A 19,337-nucleotide genomic window follows, 5' to 3' on the forward strand; every position below is an offset into this window, starting at 1 on the left:
TCTGATACTTCAAATGCTCGCGACTTCCCGTACCTTGCGTCTGTCGTTGTACACCCTGCTGATCATCGCCGGCGCCGCCCTCGCCGCGACGCTTGCGATTCGCCATGCCGAGCGTCAGGCACTGGAAGAAGACGCCGCGCGCGCCAATCAACAACTGGCACTGTACGCCACGTCGCTGCACACCCTGATCGACCGCTACCGCGCCCTGCCCGCCGTGCTCGCGCTGGACCCGCAGTTGCGTTCGGCGCTGGCAGGTCCGGTAAGCGCAGAACAGCAAACCGCGCTGAATCTGAAACTGGAAAGAATCAACGGCGCGGCACAGTCCTCGACCCTTGAACTGCTCGATCACACCGGCCTCGCGGTGGCCGCCAGCAACTGGCGTTTGCCGAGCAGTTATGTCGGCCACAATTACGGTTTTCGCCCGTACTTCAGCCAGACCCGAATTCAAGGCACGGGGCGTTTTTACGCGGTCGGCGTGACCAGCGGCATTCCCGGTTATTTCCTTTCCAGCGCGGTGCTCGGTGACAACAACCAGTTCCTCGGCGCGATGGTGGTCAAGCTGGAATTCCCCGAGCTTGAACGCGAGTGGAGTCAGGGCAGCGACACCCTGCTGGTCAGCGATGCGCGCGGGATCATCTTTATCGCCAATCAGCCCGGCTGGCGTTATCGCCTGCTCCGACCACTGAGCGCCAGCGATCACGCGGAAATCAAAACCACCCGTCAGTACGACAAACAAACGCTGGTGCCGCTCACTTACTTGCCAGTGCGTAATTTCGATGAGAACAGCGACCTGCGCCGGGTCGAAGGCCCGCAAGGCACGGCGGATTATCTGTGGGAATCGCTGCCGCTGAGCGCCGAAGGCTGGACGTTGCATCTGCTGCGACATCCACAAGTGGCGTTCGAAGACCTGCGCAACGCCGGGTTGGCGGCTGCCGGAGTGTGGCTGGCGCTGGTGTTTCTGCTGCTGTTCCTCAATCAGCGCTGGCGCCTGGCCAGACTGCGCCAGCGCAGCCGCGAAGAACTCGAACAACTGGTACAAGAACGCACCCGCGACTTGCGCACTGCGCAGGACGGTCTGGTGCAGTCAGCCAAACTTGCGGCGCTCGGGCAAATGTCGGCGGCGCTGGCTCACGAAATCAATCAGCCACTGACAGCCCAGCGCATGCAACTCGCGACCCTGCGTCTGCTGCTCGATCACGGCCGCGTCGACGATGCGTACAAGGCGTTGAAACCGGTGGACGACATGCTCACGCGCATGGCCGCCCTCACCGGCCACCTGAAAACCTTCGCGCGCAAAAGCCCCAGCGGCTTGCGCGAACGGCTGGACCTGGCGACGGTGGTCGATCAGGCGTTGCAGTTGCTCGATGCGCGACTGCGTGACGAACAGGTCAGTCTGGTGTTGCATCTGTCACGGCCGGCGTGGGTGCGAGGGGACGCGATTCGTCTGGAGCAAGTGCTGATCAACCTGCTGCGCAACGCCCTTGATGCGATGCAGGGCAAACCGTGCAAGCGTCTGGAAATTCGTCTCGAAGCCGATGAACAATTGTGGTGCCTGAGCGTCAGCGACAACGGCGGCGGGATAGCCGAAGAACATTTGAGCCAAGTGTTCGACCCGTTCTTCACCACCAAACCGGTGGGCGATGGTCTGGGCCTGGGACTGGCGGTATCGTTCGCCATCGTGCATGAATCCGGCGGCCGCCTGAGCGCGGAAAACGGTGCCAGTGGCGCGGTGTTCAGCCTGACTTTGCCGATCGATCTGGAGGCGCACCTGTGATGCTCAATTCGGTGATGGTGGTCGATGACGAAAGCAGTATCCGCATTGCCGTTGAACAGTGGCTGAGCCTGTCCGGGTTCGAGGTGCAACTGTTCAGTCGTGCCGAAGAATGTCTGGCCGCGCTGCCGGCGCACTTTGCCGGGGTGATCGTCAGCGACGTGCGTATGCCGGGACTGAGTGGCTTGGCGTTGCTGGCCGAAGTGCAACGCCGCGATGCTGACTTGCCAGTGATTCTGCTGACCGGCCACGGCGATGTGCCAATGGCGGTCGAAGCGATGCGCGACGGTGCTTACGATTTTCTGGAAAAACCCTTCAGCCCCGAGACCCTGCTCGGCAGCCTGCGTCGCGCGCTGGACAAGCGTCGGCTGGTGTTGGAGAACCGCGCGTTGCACGAACAGGCTGACAACCGCGCCAAACTGGATGCAACGCTGCTCGGTGTGTCGCGCGGTTTGCAGACCTTGCGCCGGCAAGTGCTGGATCTGGCGTCGCTGCCCGTCAACGTGCTGATCCGTGGCGAAACCGGCAGTGGCAAGGAACTGGTCGCGCGTTGTCTGCACGATTTCGGTCCGCGCGCAGACAAGCCTTTCGTGGCGCTGAACTGCGCGGCGATCCCCGAGCAACTGTTTGAAGCCGAGTTGTTCGGGCATGAAAGCGGCGCCTTCACCGGAGCATCCGGCAAGCGCATCGGCAAGTTGGAATACGCCGACGGCGGCACGCTGTTTCTCGATGAAATCGAAAGCATGCCGCTGGCCCAACAGGCGAAACTGCTGCGCGTGTTGCAGGAGCAGAAGCTGGAGCGCCTCGGTTCAAACCAGAGCATTCGCGTGGACTTGCGCATCGTCGCGGCGACCAAACCGGATCTGCTGGACGAGGCGCGGGCCGGGCGTTTTCGTGAGGATCTGGCGTATCGCCTGAACGTTGCCGAACTGCGACTGCCGCCGCTGCGTGATCGCCGCGAGGACATTCCTTTGTTGTTCGAGACCTTTGCGCGCAATGCAGCCGAACGCCTGGGACGCAGTTTCCCACCGTTGAGTGGTGCGCAGTTGAGCCACCTGCTCAGCCATGATTGGCCGGGCAATGTGCGCGAGTTGGCCAACGCTGCTGAACGCCAGGTGCTGGGGCTGGATGAACCGGCGCCGGGGATTGATCCGGGGCAGTCGCTGGCGGCGCAGCAGGAAGCGTTTGAGGCGCAGTGTTTGCGTGCGGCGTTGACTCGGCACAAGGGTGATGTGAAAGCGGTGCTTGAAGAACTGCAACTGCCGCGCAGGACGTTTAATGAAAAGATGCAGCGGCATGGGTTGAGTCGGGAGATGTTTTTGGTTGATTGAGCTCGGCTGGAGATTTTTGGGGTGGCTGAAATTTTTTCCCCCCTCACCCCAACCCTCTCCCCCCAAGGGGGGCGAGGGGGAAAGGGGGCCGTTCTTCATGCTTTTCAGATCCTGAGCTCGACTCAAAACTTTCAGGTCAATGTCTTAAGGCCATACACCTCGGTCAGTCCCCTCTCCCTCCGGGAGAGGGCTAGGGTGAGGGGCTCTTGATCTGCGCCCTCATAAGCAATTTTCCGCTCACCACTACTAATTCATAAGCGGATTTCCGCTCAACTCTTTGCGCTACCCCCTCTAAACCGCCCCTCCCCCCGTTGGCACAGCTCCTGCTACAGCCCCCACAGGCTGCGTTTCAACGCGCTCCACAAAAACAATTAAACGAAGGATCCTTCAATGGATAACTCCAATACCCTGCCGCTTGGGTCGGCCGCCGCGCCGGTCAAACAAAGAACCACCGCGAGCCGGATCAAATCGATCTTCAGCGGCTCCGTCGGCAACATGGTCGAGTGGTACGACTGGTACGTCTACGCCGCCTTCTCGCTGTACTTCGCCAAGAGTTTTTTCCCTGCCGGTTCCTCCACCGCACAATTGATGAACACCGCCGCGATCTTCGCCGTGGGCTTTTTGATGCGTCCGATCGGTGGCTGGCTGATGGGCTTGTACGCTGACAAGGTCGGGCGCAAGAAAGCCTTGATGGCTTCGGTGTATCTGATGTGCTTCGGCTCTCTGATCATCGCCCTCAGCCCGAACTACGCCACCATCGGCATCGGCGCACCGATCCTGCTGATCTTCGCCCGTTTGCTGCAAGGTCTGTCGGTCGGCGGCGAGTACGGCACCTCCGCCACGTATCTGTCGGAAATGGCCACCAAGGAACGTCGCGGTTTCTTCTCCAGTTTCCAGTACGTGACCCTGATCTCCGGCCAGCTCATAGCGCTTGGCGTATTGATCGTGCTGCAACAGACGCTCACCACCGAGCAGTTGTACGCGTGGGGCTGGCGTATTCCGTTTGCCATCGGCGCGCTGTGCGCAGTGGTCGCGCTGTACTTGCGTCGCGGCATGGAAGAAACCGAGTCGTTCACCAAGAAAGAGAAGTCCAAGGAAAGCGCGATGCGCACCTTGATGCGTCACCCGAAAGAGCTGGCAACGGTGGTCGGCCTGACCATGGGCGGTACGCTGGCGTTCTACACCTACACCACCTACATGCAGAAATACCTGGTGAACACGGTCGGCATGAGCATCTCCGACTCGACCACCATTTCTGCGGCCACGCTGTTCCTGTTCATGTGCCTGCAACCGATCATCGGTGGCCTGTCGGACAAGATTGGTCGTCGTCCGATCCTGATCGCCTTCGGCGTGCTGGGGACGATTTTCACCGTGCCGATCCTGATGACCCTGCACACCATCCAGAGCTGGTGGGGCGCGTTCTTCCTGATCATGGCGGCGCTGATCATCGTCAGCGGCTACACCTCGATCAACGCCGTGGTCAAAGCCGAGCTGTTCCCGACCGAGATCCGCGCGCTGGGCGTCGGCCTGCCGTACGCACTGACCGTGTCGATCTTCGGCGGCACCGCCGAATACATCGCGCTGTGGTTCAAGAGCATCGGCATGGAAACCGGTTACTACTGGTACGTGACCGCGTGCATCGCGGTGTCGTTGCTGGTGTACATCACCATGAAAGACACGCAGAAACACTCGCGAATCGTCACTGACTGATTCGCTCCTCGCTTTACGAAAAAGGGGCAGACCTGTGCAAGGTCTGCCCCTTTTTTCGTTGGCTGCCGATCAGCGGTCATTTGATTAATCACCGGTTAATTGGCTGACGCGATCCTGCAGCTGTCTGAATCGACCAAGGTTGAACGCCCCGCCGAATGCCAATTGAGCTTAAACCTGCGGCCCTTAACATCGACTTAATCGATACTTATCAACATTAATTTGCGCTTTTTAATCAATTTAGTTGGCGTAGCATTAAACCCATGCAAGACACACACGCCAACCCATTCGGAGTACACACCATGAAAACCAAACTGATCCTCGCCTTCGCCCTGTCCGTACTGGCCGCCAACACATTCGCTGCCGACGGTTTCGACCGCACCGGTTCGGCGGTCGCCGCTGATGGTTATGACCGCACCGGTTCTGCCACAGTTGCCGCTGATGGCTACGACCGCACCGGTTCCGCAACTGTCGCTGAGGATGGTTTTGACCGTACCAACTCGGCTACTTTCGCCGCTGACGGCTATGACCGCACCGGTTCCGCTACCGTTGCCGAAGACGGCTACGATCGTACTCAGTCCGCCTCCATCAGTTAATCGCCTGACGCATAGCGCACAGCCCGGCTTCGGCCGGGCTTAGTTGTTCCTGGAGACTGGAAATTGCCGCGCCGCGCTTGCACTATTGGGCGTCTATAACCGCCCGCCAGGATCACCCGCCATGCCCGATGACATCCATTTCTACGAACCCGCCAACGGCCACGGCCTGCCCCACGATCCGTTCAACGCGATCGTCGGCCCGCGCCCCATCGGCTGGATTTCTTCGCAGGATGCCGAGGGCCGGTTAAACCTGGCGCCCTACAGCTTTTTCAACGCGTTCAACTACATTCCGCCGATCATTGGTTTCTCCAGTGTCGGGCGCAAAGACAGCCTGAACAACATCGAGCAGACCGGCGAGTTCGTCTGGAACCTCGCCACCCGCCCGCTGGCCGAGCAGATGAACCAGAGCTGCGCGATGGTCGCGCCCGAGGTCAACGAGTTTGAACTGGCGGGGCTGACCACGGTGGCGTCGAAAGTGATTGCCGTACCACGGGTCGCCGAAAGCCCGGTGTCCTTTGAATGCAAGGTCACGCAGATCATTCAGTTGCAGCGCGCGGATGGCGAGACGGTGCCGAGCTGGCTGATCCTCGGCGAAGTGGTCGCCGTGCATATCGCCAAGTGGCTGTTGAAGGACGGCATCTACGACACCGCCGCCGCAGAACCGATTCTGCGTGGCGGCGGGCCGGCGGATTATTTCCAGCTGGGGCCGGAGGCACTGTTCAAGATGTGGCGCCCCGGTGCTGTGAAATAGTCTTTACCAGATCAGATCGGCGTCTTCGGTGACGCCCTTGAGATTGTCCAGTTGATTGATCGCTGCTTCGTCGGCGGCGATGGCACCGGGGAACACCTGATCATCGAACAGTTTGTGAAACCGTGGTGCGCCGCCATCGACCAGGGCTTTGACGGCGATTGCCGCGTGGTAACCCTTGTTGCCGCCCAGCTCGACGGGGACTACAGCAGAAACCGCTTCGAAGTGTTCGAACTCTTTACGTGCCATGTTTTTAGTTCCTGGCTCAGTCAGATAGGCTGGCCATTAAACCCTCAACCGGCGAGTTTGTGTACCGCTGCCGTGCATTGACCCAGTGCCTGTGCCGCCGACACGTCTTTAAACGTGTGGAAATCGAGGCTGTTAACCACCAGCTCTTGCACCAGTTCGCCGAACACCTGCATCGCCGGACTGTTGAAGTAGGCGGTCATCGCTTGCTGGTTGCTCCAGAATCCGCAGACCAGCCACAACTCGGAATCGCACTGCGAATGCTGCAAGGCAAAGCTCAGGCAACCGGCCGCGGCGCGCGATGGCTCGATCAGCGCGCTGAGGCGCACACCGAGTTCCGCCGAGCGCCCGGCGCGTGCACGAACGAAGGCCATATGACTGACGGGAATCTGCTTGGACATTGTTCAACCCTCCCAGGGAGTCGCGTGGCAGCCGGGGGACGGGCTGCGACAGGATCCAAGGTTAAGGGCCGGGCACGACGCGGCGTTAGTCGATTCCTGCCGGTGCGTTGCACAATCCTGCGAGAGTGGTTTCACGCGCTGCCAAATCCTGCAACTCCGGTAACACGTCTGTAATACGAGCATTGTGTAGGAGCTGCCGCAGGCTGCGATCTTTTGATTTTGCCTTTAAGATCAAAAGATCGCAGCCTGCGGCAGCTCCTACAGGGTTTGCGACGTGACAGTGGTGACGGGGCGGAAACGGCGGCCGTGCAGAATCAGGCAAGCATCTCGCAGGATGTGTCTACCGCTGCGGCTTGCACAAACATATGCTCTGCCCCACTCCACCTCCCCTGAGGAAGCCGTGCATGCCGTCACTCGATCACTCCCAAGCCCCGCCCGATGCCGAGATGGAAAAGCAGCGCGCAGAACTGGCGACGATTATCCGCCGCAACACCTCGGAGGATGGCAGTTACGCCACTGCCATCGATTCGCTGGTCATGTCGCGTCACACCCAGTCGCATGATTTTGCCTCGGTGCTCGCGCAACCGGCGCTTTGCATCATGGCGCAGGGGCGCAAAGAAGTGCGGTTGGCCGATGAGTTCTTCAACTACGATCCGCTGAATTATCTGGTGGTCTCGGTTTCGATGCCGCTCAGCGGGCGGGTGGTGAATGTCTCGCCCGAGGAGCCGATTCTCGCCATCCGCCTGGACATTGATCCGGCAGAAATTACCGCGCTGATCGCCGACGCCGGTCCACTCGGCGTGCCGACCCGGCCGACCGGGCGTGGCTTGTATGTCGAACGCATCGACAGCGCCATGCTTGACGCGGTGTTGCGCCTGGCACGCCTGCTCGACGCACCAAAAGACATCGCCATGCTCGCCCCGCTGATTCGCCGCGAGATTCTCTATCGTCTGCTGCGCCGTCCACAGGGGCATCGCTTGTATGAGATTGCGATTGCCAACAGTCAGAGCCATCGCATCAGCCAGGCGATCAAATGGCTTAACGGCAATTTCGAGCAGCCGCTGCGCATTGATGACTTGGCCAGGGAAGTGAATCTGAGTGTGTCGACCTTGCATCACCGCTTCAAGGCGATGACGGCGATGAGTCCGTTGCAGTATCAGAAGCAACTGCGCTTGCAGGAGGCGCGGCGCTTGATGCTGGCTGAGGGACTGGAGGCTTCGGCGGCGGGGTATCGGGTCGGGTATGAGAGTCCGTCGCAGTTCAGCCGCGAATATAGCCGGCTGTTCGGGGCGCCGCCGCTGCGGGATCTGGCGCGGTTGCGGTTGAGTGTCTAAAAGCACCCCCTCACCCCAGCCCTCTCCCCCAAGGGGGCGAGGGGGAAAGGGAGCCGATCTTCACGCTTTTCAGAACCTGAGTTTGACGCGGAATTTCAGGTCGATGTATCTCGAACAAACAACTCGGTCGGCCCCCTCTCCCTCCGGGCGGTCCGACGTTTCGGGAGGGCTGGGGTGAGGGTAGGCTCTTGACCTTAAGCTTCAGACTGCCCGAATCACATGCTTGATCTCCTGAAACGCCGCCATCCCCCAAGGACCCAACTCGCGCCCGACACTGCTCTGTTTGTACCCACCCCAGGCCGCCTGCGGGAAAATCACTTGCGGTGCATTGATCCACACCAGCCCCGCCTGCAACGCATTGGCCACGCGATCCGCCTTCACGGCATCGCGCGTCACCACGCTCGCCACCAGCCCAAACTGACTGTCATTGGCCAGCGCAATCGCCTCAGCTTCAGAAGCAAAACTGCGCACGCAAATCACCGGGCCGAAAATCTCTTCGCACCACAACGCGCTGTCCAGCGGTACTTCGGTAAATACCGTCGGCTGCAAGAAATACCCGCGCGGCAGATCTGCCGGACGATTGCCGCCGCAGACCAGTTTCGCCCCGGCACTCAAGCCGCGATCAATGTGACCGAGCACCCGCTGGTACTGCGCCTGATTGACCAGCGCACCCATTTCCACTTCAGGATCGAAGGGTTCCGCCACGCGGATTTTTTCCGCGCGCGCCTTCAAGCGAATCAGGAATTCATCAGCGATTTCGTCGGCCACCAACACCCGACTGGTCGCTGAACACATCTGCCCGGCATTGAAAAAACCACCGCCGCAGGCCAGCTCCACCGCCAGATCGAGGTCGGCATCTTGCAGTACCAGCAGCGAGGATTTGCCGCCGAGTTCCAGGCTCACACCCTTCACGGTTTCAGCCGCGCGCTGCATCACTTGCACGCCGACAGCATTGCTGCCGGTGAAGGAAATCTTCGCGATGCGCGGATCAGCCGACAACGGCGCGCCAACTGCCAAACCCGTGCCGCAAACCAGATTGAACACGCCATCCGGCAACCCGGATTCAGCAATGATCGCCGCGAGTTCCAGCTCCGGCAGCGGCGTGACTTCAGATGGTTTGAGCACCACGCAGCAGCCGGCCGCCAGCGCCGGGGCAAGCTTCCAGGCGGTGGTGACCATCGGGAAATTCCACGGCACGATCAGCCCAACTACGCCGCACGGTTCCCGGCGCAAACGCGCACTGAAATCGTCGCTTGGCAGCGGCACATTGCTGTCGTTGCTGGCGTCGAGGCCTTCGGCGAGTTCCGCGTAATACTCGAACGTGGCGATCACATCGTCGACGTCTATCGCCGCTTCGAACAAAGGTTTGCCGTTGTTGCTCGACTGCAATTTCATCAAGTGATCGCGACCAGCGCGCACTCCGTTAGCGATGTTGCGCAGGATCACGCCGCGCTCGGTACCGGTGGTTTTTGACCAGGTTTTGAATGCATCGGTGGCCGCCGCTACGGCCTGATCGACTGCCTGTTCGTCACCGCCATTGACCGTGGTCAGCAGCGCTTCGGTTGCCGGGTTGATCACCCGCAGATGTTCGCGACCGGCAGACCATTGGCCATTGATATACAAGCCGTCGAGCGTGGTAGGGAACGTCATTACAAAGCTCATTGGGCCACCGCCTGCATCCACTGGTTCTGGTCGATTTCAATCAAGGTCGGGCCCTGACGATCGGTCGCGCAACGTAACGCTGTGCGCAGTTGCTCGACGCTGTTGATCGCTTCGGCGGCGCAACCTAGGCCCTTGGCTACCGCAATGAAGTCCGGGGTGTAAATGTCGACGCCGACCGGTTCGATGGCGCGGTTGACCATGTATTTCTTGATCTCTTCATAACCCTGGTTATTCCACAACAGCACGATCACCGGCACCCGCGCTTCGACGGCGCTGGCCAGTTCCGGCAGGGTGAATTGCAGGCCGCCGTCGCCGATCAGACACACCACTGGCGGTCGCGCGCCGTCTGCAACGCTGCCGCCAAGCCACGCGCCAATTGCCGCTGGCAAGGCATAGCCGAGCGTGCCGTAGCCGGTCGAGGCGTTGAACCAGCGGCGCGGATGGTCCGGATTGAAGGTCAGGTTGCCGGTGTACACCGGCTGCGTGGAATCGCCGACGAACACGGCTTGCGGCAGTTCATCGAGCACTGTTTCGAGAAAAAGTGTTTGCGCCAGAGTCGGCGCGTCCCAGCTTGCGGCCAGTTCAGTGCGCAGACTTGCAGCACGTGTCTTGCCCCAATCGCAGCTGCGCTCGGCGAGTTTGTGTTGCGACAAAGCACTGAGCAACGCTTGCGCGGCGTTACGCGAATCGGCCACCAACGCGAGGTGCGGCGGGTAGTTGCGCACGGTCTGATCGGCGTCGATATCGATGCGCAGCAGCTTGCCGGGAATTTCAAAACCACCAGCAAACGTAACGTCGTAATCGGTCTCCGCCAGTTCGGTGCCGATGGCCAGCACCACGTCGGCAACAGCCACCAATGCGCGAGTGGCGACCAGCGTTTGAGTCGAGCCGATCAGCAGCGGATGGTGCGACGCCAGCATGCCTTTGGCATTGATCGTGAGCGCCACCGGAGCGTCGAGCAGTTCAGCCAGTTTGGTCAGTTCAGGCGCTGCGTCGATCGCGCCGCCACCCGCGAGGATCAGCGGACGTTTGGCCTCAGCGAGCAGGTCGCTCATGCGTTTCACCGCACTCGGCGATGCGCCGGCGCGATCAATCTTCACCGGCACACTGGCGAGCAAGTCATCGGCATTTTCCACCAGCACATCCAGCGGAATCTCGATGTGCACCGGACGCGGTCGGCCGGCCTGGAACAACGCAAACGCGCGCGCCAACACCGCTGGCAACTCAGCCGCCGACATCAAAGTATGCGAGAACGCCGCAACACCGCCGACCAAAGCGCTCTGATTCGGCAGTTCATGCAGCCGCCCGCGCCCACCGCCCAACTGGCTGCGCGATTGCACGCTGGAGATCACCAGCATCGGGATCGAATCGGCGTAAGCCTGGCCCATGGCGGTGGTGATGTTGGTCATGCCCGGGCCGGTGATGATGAAGCACACACCGGGTTTGCCGCGGGTGCGCGCGTAGCCGTCGGCCATGAAACCGGCGCCCTGCTCATGCCTCGGCGTGACATGGCGGATGCTCGAACGCGCCAGTCCGCGATACAACTCCACGGTGTGCACGCCGGGAATGCCGAACACCTGCTCGACGCCATAAGCCTCGAGTAACTTGACCAATACTTCGCCACACGTCGCCATGTTGTTCGCCTCTTGTTCTTCAAATCAGACACTTGCTTGCGCCCATTGGAACGGCCGGCGTGTAGCCGCAACAATCGATAAAAAGTCATACTAGCCATGTCCCTACGTCATACCTTGGATCCACATGAAACGACTGCCGCCCCTGCCCGCCCTGCACACTTTTCTGATCACCGCGCAGTGCTGCAACTTCACCCGCGCGGCCGAACAGTTGCACATCACTCAAGGCGCGGTCAGTCGGCAGATCGCCGGGCTGGAAGAGCATTTGGGTTATCCGCTGTTCATGCGTCAGGCCCGCGGTCTGGATCTCACTGCCGAGGGGCGCGAGTGGTTGCCACGGGTGCAGCAGGTATTTGCGCTGATTGGTGACTCGGTGGAGCAGATCGGCGCCAAGCGCGAAACCCTGCAACTCAAGGCGCCAAGTTGCGTGATGCGCTGGTTGCTGCCGCGTCTGTTGCAGTGGCAACGCGAACGCCCGGACGTACCGGTGAAACTCACCACCTCGCTGGCGCATGGGGTGGACTTTGCGCGCGAACAGTTTGATGCGGCGGTGATTTATGGTGCGGCGCCGGAGGATTCAGCGGGTGCTCTGCATTTGTTTGATGAACAGCTGACGCCGGTGTGTTCGCCTTCACTGCTTGAGGGGTCGCCCGGGCTGCTGGCGCCGGCCGATCTGCAGCAGCATTTGTTGCTGCACCCCACGCATGATGCTCAGGACTGGACGGTGTGGCTCAGGGCGGCGGATTTACAGCTGAGCAATATCGCCAGCGGTCAGCATTTCGAGACGCTGGATCAGGCGATGTCGATGGCGTCGCACGGTACGGGGGTGGCGATTGGGGATTGGTCGTTGATTGGCGATGATCTGGAGGCGGGGCGGCTGGTGATGCCGTTTGAGTTGAAGGTCGGGACGGGGTTGGGGTATTACCTGGTGACGCCGCAGACTTCTGAACCTACCGGGAAATTGCGGGAGTTGATGGATTGGCTGGTTGGGCAGGCTCATCGGCGGTGAGGCTTTGCCCCTCACCCTAGCCCTCTCCCAAGGGAGAGGGGACCGATCCGGGGATGCTTGAAAATGACGCCGACCTGAAAGTTTTTGAGTGTATCCATAATCGATTCGGTCTTTCAGGTCGATGTCAGACACAAGACACCCCGGTCTGCTCCCTCTCCCTTCGGGCGGTCCGACGTTTCGGGAGGGCTAGGGTGAGGGGCTTTTGACTTAATACCCCACAGCAAATCTCTGCCGCGAATGCTTCGGCGTTTCCACTTCGTCAATCATCGCAATCGCGTAATCAGCAAACGTGATCCAGCTGCGGCCTTCTGCACTCACCAGCAAATCATCCTTGCCGACGCGAAACGAGCCACTGCGCTCGCCCTCGACAAACTCTGCCGACGGCGAAACAAACGTCCAGTCCAAATTCTGCTCCTGACGCAACGCATCAAGAAACGCCGCCCCCGCACTCGCCTCGGCTTTGTACTCGTCCGGGAACCCGGCACTGTCGATCACCCGCGTGCCATCGGGCAGCAACAACGACCCTGCACCACCCACCACCAGCAAGCGCTTGACCCCGGCCTGCTTCAGCGGAGCGACCACAGCCGCTGCCGGCACTGTGGCGAAATGCGCGGCGCTGATCACCACATCGTGACCGGCCACCGCGTCGTGCAATGCCGCAGCATCCAGCACGTCGACATTCTTGCTGACCACCCCGGCACGCGCGCCGATCTTCGACGTATCCCGCGCAATGGCCGTAACGCTATGCCCGCGACGCAGGGCTTCTTCCAGCAGTTGGCTGCCGGCACGACCGGTGGCACCAATGATTGCGATCTTGCTCATGACGTTCTCCAGTTGGCTTGAGAATGTTGCGACTTCAGATTCGGGTTACCACTTCATCTCACCCTTGGCGACTTTGGCGCTCAGTTCCAGCGAGCTTTCTTCGCCGAGTTGCGGGTAGCGTTTTTTCATGGCTGTGATCAGTGCGGCAGAGTCCTTGGCTTTTGCAGTTTCTGCGTCGAACGCCTTGATGTAGTCGGCGGTGAATTTCACGGCTGCGAGGGAACGCGCACTCTCGCCGAGGTAATGACCCGGCACCACGGTTTGCGGTTTCAGGGTCTCGATCGAGTGCAGGGTTTCGATCCAGTCGGCATGCGATTGCGCAGTCTGGGTGTCGGCCATCCACACATGGATGTTCTCGGCGACGACTACACCACCGACCACGGCTTTGATCGACGGGATCCACACAAAGCTGCGATCCGGCTGCTTGCCGTCCAGACCGACGACCTGCAATTTCTGCCCTTCCAGCATCAGGCTGTCGCCCTTGAGCACGCCCGGCACGATGGTTTTGGCCGGCACGTCAGCGCCCATTTTTGGACCCCAGAACGCCAGTTTTCCTTCAACGGTTTTTTTGATGTGATCAACGGTCGGCTGCGAGGCCAGCACCTTGGCGTTGGGGAAGGCCTGGGTCAGGGTGTCGAGGCCGAAGTAGTAATCCGGGTCACCGTGGCTGATGTAGATGGTGGTCAGTTGCTTGCCGCTGGCGCGGATCTTTTCCACGACTTGTTCGGCTTGGGATTTGCCAAATTGCGCATCGACCAGAATTGCCTCTTTCTCGCCGCTGACCAGCACCGAGGTCACTGGGAAGATTGCCTGGGTGCCTGGGTTGTAGACATCCAGCGTCAGATTGGCCGCAGCGGCGTGGGCCGCAAAGCCGAGGGTGGCGGTGGCGAGTAAAACGCGTTTGAGGGTGGTGAAGCCGATCATGTGTTGCTCCGCTGTTTGAATGCCATGTCTGGCGATGAGACAGAGCTTAGTTGCCAGACTCAGTACAAAAAATGCGATGCTTGAACATAGTTTGTTTCTGAAAGCGGGCAAATCATGGATCGTCTCCAAGCAATGCGGGTGTTTGTCACCGTGGTAGATCTGGGCAGCCAGTCGGCGGCGGCCGATCATCTGGACCTGTCGCGGCCAGTAGTTTCGCGCTATCTGGCGGAACTGGAAGACTGGATCGGCGCGCGCCTGATGCATCGCACCACGCGTAAATTGAGCCTGACCACCGCTGGCAACGAAATCCTCCCGCGCTGTCGGCAGATGCTGGAACTGTCCGGCGACATGCAGGCTGCGGTCAGTGAACCGGCCGATGCACCGCGCGGCTTACTGCGCATCAGCGTCAGCACCTCGTTTGGCCAGGCGCAACTGGCTGATGCGATGGCGGCGTTCGTCAAAGTGTATCCAGGGGTCAGCATCGACATGCAAATGCTCGATCGCACGGTGAATCTGGTGGATGAACGGATCGATCTGGCGATCCGCACCAGCAACGACCTCGACCCGAATCTGATCGCCCGACGCCTGACCGTGTGTCGTTCTGTGGTCTGTGCTGCGCCTGCGTATCTGCAAGAGTACCCGGCGCCAAAACGGGTGGAAGATCTGAGCCGGCACAACTGCCTGACCCACTCGTATTTCGGCAAGAGCCTGTGGCATTTCGAGGAGGACGGCGAGCCGGTTTCGGTGCCGGTGCAGGGCAACATCAGCGCCAATGAGGCTAGCACCCTGTTACGTGCGACTTTGGCCGGTGCCGGAGTGGCGATGCTGCCGACCTATCAGGCCGGAGTGCATGTTCACGCCGGGGAGCTGGTGCGTTTGCTGCCGCACGCCGAGCCTCGGCAGATGAACATCTACGCGGTGTACGCCTCGCGCAAGCACATGCCGGCGGCGTTGCGCTGCATGCTGGATTTTCTGGTGCTGAGATTTCCCGAAGACCCGCAGTGGGATGCCAAGTTTTGATCTTGTTCTATGCTGAATGTAGTACCCACGGGTATTCGTTCAGAGGTCAACGCCATGAACATCAAAACAAGAAGATATTTCGCGATTTTCATCACCTGCGCAGCGACGCTGGCGCTCTACGGCACCGCGGCCTGGCGGGTCGAACAGGCGCGACAATTGCCACGCGAATATGCGAGCTGCAACTACGAACGCTGCATTCCGCATAACGCCACGCTCAACGCATTGCGCTGAGCCGGCATAAAAAATGTGGGAGCAGACTTGCTCCCACATGGGTTGGCTTATTGCTCGGTTTTGAGTCGATCGCGAAACGCCTTCGGCGATATCCCCACTCGGCGTCGGAACAGCCGCGTGAAGTTGGTCGGATCGGAAAACCCCAACACTTCCGACATCTCATAAATCGTCATGCTGGTGTAGGTCAGCAAACGCTTGGCTTCCAGCAACTGCCGCTCGTGCATGATCTGCAACGCCGGCTGCCCCGCCAGTTCGCGGCACGTGCCGTTGAGGTGCGACACTGAAATCCCTAGCCGATGCGCCAGGTCCTCGACCTTGACGTGCTGGCGGTACGTCTCCTCCACCAGTTGAATGAAGCCGTTGAGGTATTCGCGCTGACGTTGCGGACGCTGCGACGCGCTATGGCGCTGAATCGCCTGACGGCTGACCCAGACCATGATCACGCTGGCCAGCGAATGCATGAGCATTTCCCGCGCCGGTTGATGGCCGGTGTACTCGGCCTGCAACGCGGTAAACAGACTGTTCAGGTACTCCGCGTCCTTCCCCGCCGGATAACTTCCGGCCTGCGCCAGTGCATGCACGGCGCTGCCCAGCTGCGCCTGCAAATGGTTGATCAGCGGAGTCGCCAGCGTGACGACGAACCCTTCGACGTCCTCGGAAAAACGGAAACCATGCACCGATAACGGCGGCAGGATCTGAATCGCTGCTTCGTTGAGCTCTGTGCGTTGACCTTCGATTTCAAGCTCTGCCTGACCTTTGAAGACGAAGAGCAACTGGCACAAATCGGCGTGGCGGTGGGGTTTGATCTCCCATTGATGTTCGCGGCTGCGTTTGGAAATGGTTTCACAGTGCAGCAAGTCAGGGGTCGGCCAGTCCAGGCTTTCACCGTAGAGCTTGAACACCGGAATCGAAGGCAGGTCAGGCTTGTTCATCACTTCAATCCAGGCCTCTGGGGTTGCGGGCGATAATCGCACCGATTGGCAGAATGTACAGGTATCAGCTCAGTTTTCACCTTCAATTGACAGACCCGCAAGGGAAAAATGCAAGCACTCGAATCCTTTAAATTTTTCACCGAGCTGTTTCGCGTGAAGCTTGCGAGTCATAAAAACAATGAAAACGCTGAAAACCCAAGTCGCCATCATTGGCGCCGGTCCGTCCGGATTGCTCCTCGGTCAACTGCTGCACAACGCCGGCGTCGACACCCTGATTGTCGAGCGCCAGACACCCGATTATGTCCTCGGGCGCATCCGCGCCGGTGTGCTTGAACAAGGCATGGCAGAGCTGTTGCGTGAGGCTGGCGTGGGTCAGCGCATGGATGCCGAAGGGCTGGTGCATGGTGGTTTCGAACTGGCGCTCGACGGGCGTCTGGTGCACATCGATCTGCAGGGTTTGACCGGCGGCAAAACCGTAATGGTCTATGGCCAGACCGAAGTCACCCGCGACCTGATGGCCGCTCGTCGGGAGACTGGAGCAAAGACGATTTACGGCGCGAGCGATGTCGTTCCTCACGGCATGAAAAGCGACGAAGCTTTCGTCACCTTCGAAAAGGACGGCGAAACCTGGCGCGTCGATTGCGATTACATTGCCGGTTGCGACGGCTTCCACGGCGTGGCCCGGCAATCGATTCCTGCCGACTGCCTGAAAGTCTTTGAACGGGTTTATCCATTCGGCTGGCTGGGTATTCTCGCCGACACCCCGCCGGTCCACGATGAACTGGTCTACGCCCGCCACGCACGTGGCTTCGCCCTGTGCAGCATGCGTTCGGCGACGCGCACGCGGTATTACCTGCAAGTGCCGGCCGAGGCGAACGTCGAGGATTGGTCCGATCAGCGCTTCTGGGACGAACTGAAAAGCCGTCTGCCCGCGAGCCTCGCCGACAAGCTGGTGACCGGCCCGTCGATTGAAAAAAGCATCGCGCCGCTGCGCAGTTTTGTCGTCGAACCCATGCAATACGGGCGGATGTTTCTGGTCGGCGACGCCGCACACATTGTGCCGCCGACCGGTGCCAAGGGGTTGAACCTGGCCGCCAGCGATGTCAGCACGCTGTTCCGCATTCTGCTCAAGGTTTACCGCGAAGGGCGCACCGACCTGTTGGAAAAGTACTCGGAAATCTGCCTGCGTCGGGTTTGGAAAGCCGAGCGCTTTTCCTGGTGGATGACGTCGATGCTGCACCGTTTCGATGAGCACGACGACTTCAGCCAGCGGATTTGCGCGTCGGAACTCGACTACTTTGTCAGCTCGGAGGCCGGGCAAAAAACCATTGCAGAAAATTACGTCGGTCTCCCGTACGAGGCTATCGAATAGCTTGCTATCGACTTACACTGGCGAGCACTTACCCGCTCGCCATGGCGGGATTCATCTCTGCCCGCAGGTTCGCCCGTGACCAATCTCAACCAGCCTGAAACCTCCAAGCCGGCCATCCGCAGCGTGTTGGTCGCGCTGATGCTGGCGATTTTTCTCGGTGCACTGGATCAAACCATCGTCGCCGTGTCGATGCCGGCGATCTCCGCACAATTCAAGGACGTCAGCCTGCTGGCCTGGGTGATTTCCGGCTACATGGTGGCGATGACCGTGGCGGTGCCGATCTACGGCAAGCTCGGCGATCTGTACGGGCGGCGCAAACTGATGCTGTTCGGCATGGGCCTGTTTACGCTGGCGTCGCTGTTGTGCGGCATGGCGCAAAGCATGGAGCAACTGGTGCTGGCGCGGATCATTCAGGGCATTGGCGCTGGCGGGATGATTTCGGTGAGTCAGGCGATCATCGGCGACATCGTGCCGCCGCGTGAACGCGGGCGTTATCAGGGTTACTTCAGCAGCATGTACGCGATGGCCAGCGTCGCCGGGCCGGTGCTCGGTGGCTACATGACCGAATATTTGTCGTGGCGCTGGGTGTTCCTGATCAATCTGCCGCTGGGCCTTGGCGCGTACTGGGTGGCGCGACGCAATCTGCGCGGGCTGCCGATTCCGCAGCGCAAACCGGTGATCGACTACCTCGGCACGGTGCTGATGATCGTTGGCCTGACCGCGTTGTTGCTCGGTATTACTCAGGTTGGCCAGGGCCATGCGTGGCGCAGCACCGAAGTGCTGGGATTGTTGGCTTGCGCGGTCGTTGTACTGGCGATATTTGTCTGGCATGAGCGACGTACCCGCGAGCCGTTGCTGCCGATGCACCTGTTCGCCAACCGCAGCGCATTGCTGTGCTGGTGCACGATTTTCTTTTGCAGTTTTCAGGCGATTTCGCTGATCGTGCTTATGCCGCTGCGCTTCCAGACTGTCACTGGCGCCGGTGCCGATAGCGCTGCGCTGCACTTGCTGCCACTGGCAATGGGGCTGCCGATTGGTGCCTTTTTCGCCGGGCGTCGTACTTCGATCACCGGGCGCTACAAACCGCAGATTCTCACCGGCGCAATCCTGATGCCGATATCGATTCTCGGCATGGCCTTCAGCCCGCCTGATGCGACGCTGGTCAGCGGTCTGTGCATGTTGCTCAGTGGTATCGCTGGCGGCATGCAGTTCCCGACTTCGCTGGTGGGTACGCAGAATTCGGTGGAGCAGAAGGACATCGGCGTCGCCACCAGCACCACCAATCTGTTCCGCTCGCTGGGCGGCGCAGTCGGCGTGGCGTTGATGTCGGCACTGTTGCTGGCGTTATTGCAGGATTCGAATTTCGCGCATCTGGCGGGCAGTTCGCTGATGAGCGAAGGGCATTCGGGGAATGTGTTGCTGGATGGTTTGAATGCGGCGCCCGGTGACGCACAGAACGCACTGCGCGCGGAGTTGCTGGTGACGTTCCGGCATTTGCTGATGGTCAGCGCGGCGGTTTCGTTGCTGGGGCTGGCGGCGGCGATTGCGATGCCCAATCAACTGTTGCGCGGGCGGGAACACACCGCCCGCTAGCAGCAAA

General features: G+C 60.4%; 18 protein-coding genes. 11 read left to right on the forward strand and 7 right to left on the reverse strand.

The window, feature by feature from the left end; translation table 11 throughout:
• Positions 1-13 precede the first annotated feature (13 nt).
• The 5 genes from ACOI8A_RS07455 (at position 14) to ACOI8A_RS07475 (ending at position 6,156) form a co-directional block, all read left to right on the forward strand.
• Positions 14-1,774: an ATP-binding protein gene (locus tag ACOI8A_RS07455; protein WP_420646262.1), complete on the forward strand. Its 1,761-nt coding sequence runs from the start codon at positions 14-16 to the stop codon at positions 1,772-1,774.
• Positions 1,774-3,102, forward strand: a complete 1,329-nt coding sequence (locus tag ACOI8A_RS07460) for a sigma-54-dependent transcriptional regulator (RefSeq protein WP_420646261.1) — start codon at positions 1,774-1,776, stop codon at positions 3,100-3,102. Before ACOI8A_RS07455 ends, ACOI8A_RS07460 begins: the two co-directional genes overlap by 1 nt.
• 390 nt (positions 3,103-3,492) lie before the next feature.
• Positions 3,493-4,812 (forward strand): MFS transporter, encoded by a 1,320-nt coding sequence (locus ACOI8A_RS07465; RefSeq protein ID WP_420646260.1) that lies wholly within the window; start codon positions 3,493-3,495, stop codon positions 4,810-4,812.
• 299 nt (positions 4,813-5,111) lie between these two features.
• Complete coding sequence (locus ACOI8A_RS07470) at positions 5,112-5,405, forward strand: hypothetical protein (protein WP_420651204.1); 294 nt, start codon at positions 5,112-5,114, stop codon at positions 5,403-5,405.
• Between the two features lie 121 nt (positions 5,406-5,526).
• On the forward strand, positions 5,527-6,156 hold the full coding sequence (locus ACOI8A_RS07475; RefSeq protein WP_420646258.1) for a flavin reductase family protein: 630 nt from the start codon (positions 5,527-5,529) through the stop codon (positions 6,154-6,156).
• A gap of 3 nt (positions 6,157-6,159) precedes the next feature.
• Here the strand turns inward: ACOI8A_RS07475 and ACOI8A_RS07480 are convergent, their stop codons facing one another.
• The gene (locus tag ACOI8A_RS07480; RefSeq protein WP_420646257.1) at positions 6,160-6,402 is read right to left on the reverse strand and encodes a hypothetical protein; all 243 of its coding nucleotides are present in this window, start codon (positions 6,400-6,402) and stop codon (positions 6,160-6,162) included.
• 44 nt (positions 6,403-6,446) lie between these two features.
• Entirely contained in the window at positions 6,447-6,800 is a 354-nt protein-coding gene (locus tag ACOI8A_RS07485) for an antibiotic biosynthesis monooxygenase family protein (protein WP_420646256.1), read from the reverse strand.
• Between the two features lie 404 nt (positions 6,801-7,204).
• Between ACOI8A_RS07485 and ACOI8A_RS07490 the strand changes: the two genes are divergently transcribed.
• Positions 7,205-8,134: an AraC family transcriptional regulator N-terminal domain-containing protein gene (locus tag ACOI8A_RS07490; protein ID WP_420651205.1), complete on the forward strand. Its 930-nt coding sequence runs from the start codon at positions 7,205-7,207 to the stop codon at positions 8,132-8,134.
• A gap of 201 nt (positions 8,135-8,335) precedes the next feature.
• Here the strand turns inward: ACOI8A_RS07490 and ACOI8A_RS07495 are convergent, their stop codons facing one another.
• Complete coding sequence (locus tag ACOI8A_RS07495) at positions 8,336-9,784, reverse strand: aldehyde dehydrogenase family protein (RefSeq protein WP_420646254.1); 1,449 nt, start codon at positions 9,782-9,784, stop codon at positions 8,336-8,338.
• 8 nt (positions 9,785-9,792) lie between these two features.
• Positions 9,793-11,430 (reverse strand): 5-guanidino-2-oxopentanoate decarboxylase, encoded by a 1,638-nt coding sequence (locus ACOI8A_RS07500; protein ID WP_420646253.1) that lies wholly within the window; start codon positions 11,428-11,430, stop codon positions 9,793-9,795.
• A 124-nt stretch (positions 11,431-11,554) separates the two neighbouring features.
• Between ACOI8A_RS07500 and ACOI8A_RS07505 the strand changes: the two genes are divergently transcribed.
• Positions 11,555-12,436 carry a LysR substrate-binding domain-containing protein gene (locus ACOI8A_RS07505; protein WP_420646252.1) on the forward strand — a complete coding sequence of 294 codons (882 nt, stop codon included), beginning with the start codon at positions 11,555-11,557 and terminating at the stop codon, positions 12,434-12,436.
• A 207-nt stretch (positions 12,437-12,643) separates the two neighbouring features.
• Here ACOI8A_RS07505 and ACOI8A_RS07510 read toward each other — a convergent pair whose 3' ends face one another.
• Positions 12,644-13,258, reverse strand: coding sequence for an NAD(P)-dependent oxidoreductase (locus ACOI8A_RS07510; protein WP_420646251.1), 615 nt, complete (start codon positions 13,256-13,258; stop codon positions 12,644-12,646).
• 45 nt (positions 13,259-13,303) lie between these two features.
• Positions 13,304-14,182 carry an MBL fold metallo-hydrolase gene (locus tag ACOI8A_RS07515; RefSeq protein ID WP_420646250.1) on the reverse strand — a complete coding sequence of 293 codons (879 nt, stop codon included), beginning with the start codon at positions 14,180-14,182 and terminating at the stop codon, positions 13,304-13,306.
• Positions 14,183-14,296: 114 nt separating this feature from the next.
• On the opposite strand from ACOI8A_RS07515, the gene ACOI8A_RS07520 reads away from it, so the two are divergent.
• Both ACOI8A_RS07520 and ACOI8A_RS07525 read left to right on the forward strand, forming a co-directional pair.
• The gene (locus ACOI8A_RS07520; RefSeq protein WP_420646249.1) at positions 14,297-15,202 is read left to right on the forward strand and encodes a LysR family transcriptional regulator; all 906 of its coding nucleotides are present in this window, start codon (positions 14,297-14,299) and stop codon (positions 15,200-15,202) included.
• A gap of 54 nt (positions 15,203-15,256) precedes the next feature.
• On the forward strand, positions 15,257-15,433 hold the full coding sequence (locus ACOI8A_RS07525) for a hypothetical protein (RefSeq protein ID WP_420646248.1): 177 nt from the start codon (positions 15,257-15,259) through the stop codon (positions 15,431-15,433).
• Between the two features lie 47 nt (positions 15,434-15,480).
• Here the strand turns inward: ACOI8A_RS07525 and ACOI8A_RS07530 are convergent, their stop codons facing one another.
• On the reverse strand, positions 15,481-16,365 hold the full coding sequence (locus ACOI8A_RS07530; protein ID WP_420646247.1) for a helix-turn-helix domain-containing protein: 885 nt from the start codon (positions 16,363-16,365) through the stop codon (positions 15,481-15,483).
• Positions 16,366-16,543: 178 nt separating this feature from the next.
• On the opposite strand from ACOI8A_RS07530, the gene pobA reads away from it, so the two are divergent.
• Entirely contained in the window at positions 16,544-17,737 is a 1,194-nt protein-coding gene (pobA, locus tag ACOI8A_RS07535) for a 4-hydroxybenzoate 3-monooxygenase (protein WP_420646246.1), read from the forward strand.
• Positions 17,738-17,812: 75 nt separating this feature from the next.
• The gene (locus ACOI8A_RS07540) at positions 17,813-19,330 is read left to right on the forward strand and encodes an MDR family MFS transporter (RefSeq protein ID WP_420646245.1); all 1,518 of its coding nucleotides are present in this window, start codon (positions 17,813-17,815) and stop codon (positions 19,328-19,330) included.
• Positions 19,331-19,337 lie beyond the last annotated feature (7 nt).

This window comes from Pseudomonas sp. P4795 (assembly GCF_048822895.1).
Lineage (GTDB): Bacteria > Pseudomonadota > Gammaproteobacteria > Pseudomonadales > Pseudomonadaceae > Aquipseudomonas.

Excerpts from the sequence above, each read along its gene's own strand:
- ACOI8A_RS07455 (WP_420646262.1), top strand. The coding sequence starts at position 14 with ATGCTCGCGACTTCCCGTACCTTGCGTCTGTCGTTGTACACCCTGCTG.
- ACOI8A_RS07460 (WP_420646261.1), top strand. The coding sequence starts at position 1,774 with ATGCTCAATTCGGTGATGGTGGTCGATGACGAAAGCAGTATCCGCATT.
- ACOI8A_RS07465 (WP_420646260.1), top strand. The coding sequence starts at position 3,493 with ATGGATAACTCCAATACCCTGCCGCTTGGGTCGGCCGCCGCGCCGGTC.
- ACOI8A_RS07470 (WP_420651204.1), top strand. The coding sequence starts at position 5,112 with ATGAAAACCAAACTGATCCTCGCCTTCGCCCTGTCCGTACTGGCCGCC.
- ACOI8A_RS07475 (WP_420646258.1), top strand. The coding sequence starts at position 5,527 with ATGCCCGATGACATCCATTTCTACGAACCCGCCAACGGCCACGGCCTG.
- ACOI8A_RS07480 (WP_420646257.1), bottom strand. The coding sequence starts at position 6,402 with ATGGCACGTAAAGAGTTCGAACACTTCGAAGCGGTTTCTGCTGTAGTC.
- ACOI8A_RS07485 (WP_420646256.1), bottom strand. The coding sequence starts at position 6,800 with ATGTCCAAGCAGATTCCCGTCAGTCATATGGCCTTCGTTCGTGCACGC.
- ACOI8A_RS07490 (WP_420651205.1), top strand. The coding sequence starts at position 7,205 with ATGCCGTCACTCGATCACTCCCAAGCCCCGCCCGATGCCGAGATGGAA.
- ACOI8A_RS07495 (WP_420646254.1), bottom strand. The coding sequence starts at position 9,784 with ATGACGTTCCCTACCACGCTCGACGGCTTGTATATCAATGGCCAATGG.
- ACOI8A_RS07500 (WP_420646253.1), bottom strand. The coding sequence starts at position 11,430 with ATGGCGACGTGTGGCGAAGTATTGGTCAAGTTACTCGAGGCTTATGGC.
- ACOI8A_RS07505 (WP_420646252.1), top strand. The coding sequence starts at position 11,555 with ATGAAACGACTGCCGCCCCTGCCCGCCCTGCACACTTTTCTGATCACC.
- ACOI8A_RS07510 (WP_420646251.1), bottom strand. The coding sequence starts at position 13,258 with ATGAGCAAGATCGCAATCATTGGTGCCACCGGTCGTGCCGGCAGCCAA.
- ACOI8A_RS07515 (WP_420646250.1), bottom strand. The coding sequence starts at position 14,182 with ATGATCGGCTTCACCACCCTCAAACGCGTTTTACTCGCCACCGCCACC.
- ACOI8A_RS07520 (WP_420646249.1), top strand. The coding sequence starts at position 14,297 with ATGGATCGTCTCCAAGCAATGCGGGTGTTTGTCACCGTGGTAGATCTG.
- ACOI8A_RS07525 (WP_420646248.1), top strand. The coding sequence starts at position 15,257 with ATGAACATCAAAACAAGAAGATATTTCGCGATTTTCATCACCTGCGCA.
- ACOI8A_RS07530 (WP_420646247.1), bottom strand. The coding sequence starts at position 16,365 with ATGAACAAGCCTGACCTGCCTTCGATTCCGGTGTTCAAGCTCTACGGT.
- pobA (WP_420646246.1), top strand. The coding sequence starts at position 16,544 with ATGAAAACGCTGAAAACCCAAGTCGCCATCATTGGCGCCGGTCCGTCC.